This is a genomic window from Campylobacter sp. CNRCH_2014_2849 (genome assembly GCF_025772845.1).
Lineage (GTDB): Bacteria > Campylobacterota > Campylobacteria > Campylobacterales > Campylobacteraceae > Campylobacter_D > Campylobacter_D lari_D.
This window is the reverse complement of sequence record NZ_JAKMSW010000030.1, coordinates 1-1,742: the sequence shown is the minus strand read 5'-3', so window position 1 is coordinate 1,742 and position 1,742 is coordinate 1. Positions and strand designations below refer to the sequence as shown.

The window sequence follows — 1,742 nt, the reverse complement described above, 5'->3', positions numbered from 1 at the left end:
GCTTGTTGTGGATTGACTATAATATCTTATTTCATATTTTTTTTACCTATTATTTATCTTATCAGATTTATTTATTTAATAGGAATAAATATGGATATTTTAAATGGATTTGGCGACTATGCCTTGCTTTTTACATTGTGTCATATTGTATTTTTTACTATTTGGTTTTTATTAGAAAAGAGAAACATTATAAAATATAAAATTCATAAATTAAGTTTTTGGATAGTATTTGCATTTGCAAATAGTTTTTGGTGGTATTTAGCTTATTGGTTGGCAAATGGAGGATTTCATAAATGAAATATTACGCAACGATTTATATCCACCCTATGGATTGGAACATTCCCTATGTCTTTTTAGGACTTACCAAAAAATAAAAGTCCTGAGGAGCTTGATAAGATAGATGAACAATTAAGACAAGAATGTCTTAAAAATAAAGAATGGAATAAGATAGATCAAAAATGGTATAAACAAATTTATCCTAGTATAGTAGACAATGATTTTAAAGATGAGGGATTTTTTGGCTTTGCTCCTGTTGAATCTGCTCCTAGCCATTGGGGTAAAGTGTATGAAAATAATCAATATATACCAAAATGGGATAATAATTTTCAGCAATACATTTGTACAGATGAACGCCCATCTTCTACTTTTTGGCAACAAAATCGTTGTGTGCTTGAAATTTCACAAGAGCAGTATGAAGTCTTGCTTAATGAAATTAAAAAAGAAGCAGAGAAAACAAAAAATAGAAATCCCAATCTACAAAAAGATGATAGCAAAATGATAAGTCTTGAAATCCTTAGGAAAAACTTGTATTATAATTCTACGCCAATAGGTATTAATGGATACAAGATATTTCCTCACATCCACAACTGCGTTACTTGGGTTATTCAAAGACTTTCTGATATAGGAATAGAAGTTATTAATACTGATGAATGGATTCCAGATTTTCCCATATTAGACAACTTAAAAGAAAATTTAAACACAATCAAATCTCTTCACTCCATCTTTTTGAAATTTCAAAATATTGATGATAATTTACAAAGTGTAAAAGGTGCAAGAGCTTTTATTACTTGGACTAGATCTATGCTAGATAATAATTATATATGTTATGTAAATCAGGAAAATTTAGAAAAGAAAATACAAACTTTTTGTAAAAAAAATATAGAAAATCAAAGATATTATGAAAGTATTAAAAAATTTTATGATAAAGCCTCTCAACTTAAAAGTATATACAATAAATTAAATCTTTGTCTAGAATCTATCACTAACAAATTTAGTGCAGATATAAAAGGTGATTTTGAATTAATTTATTTTGATAGAAAAGATAGACAAATTAAACTTTTAAAAGCAGATAATGATTATGAAGCTATTGCGATACAAGATTTAGATTTGAGTCAAAAATATAATAATTTTAGTGTGAGTAAATTTTATCCTTTTATTTTTATACCTAAAGATGAAATGATTTCAAGAATGCTTTATCATAAATATGATTATGGTAATATCTCACAAGAATATCAAAAAGATAGAAATGAATTTTATTTTAATGTTTTAGCAGGAGAAAAAAAGCGATAAATATTGGAGTTCTAGCTATCATAAAATGACTAAAAATTTAAGGAAAATTCATGTCTCTTGAAAAAGTAAAAGAAACAATTTTTGCTTATGATAAAGAAGTGATTGATTGTGAAATCTTAAGGGCTAAAAATGTTGATTTAACTTATTCTAAAATTTATTTCAAAGGTGTATTA

General features: G+C 25.9%; 2 protein-coding genes. Both read left to right on the top strand.

Annotated features, from left to right (window positions below; all coding sequences use genetic code 11):
- Positions 1-90: 90 nt before the first annotated feature.
- Positions 91-297, top strand: a complete 207-nt coding sequence (locus L8X33_RS08525) for a hypothetical protein (RefSeq protein ID WP_257933392.1) — start codon at positions 91-93, stop codon at positions 295-297.
- A gap of 264 nt (positions 298-561) precedes the next feature.
- Positions 562-1,569 (top strand): hypothetical protein, encoded by a 1,008-nt coding sequence (locus L8X33_RS08520; protein ID WP_263670485.1) that lies wholly within the window; start codon positions 562-564, stop codon positions 1,567-1,569.
- Positions 1,570-1,742: the final 173 nt, after the last annotated feature.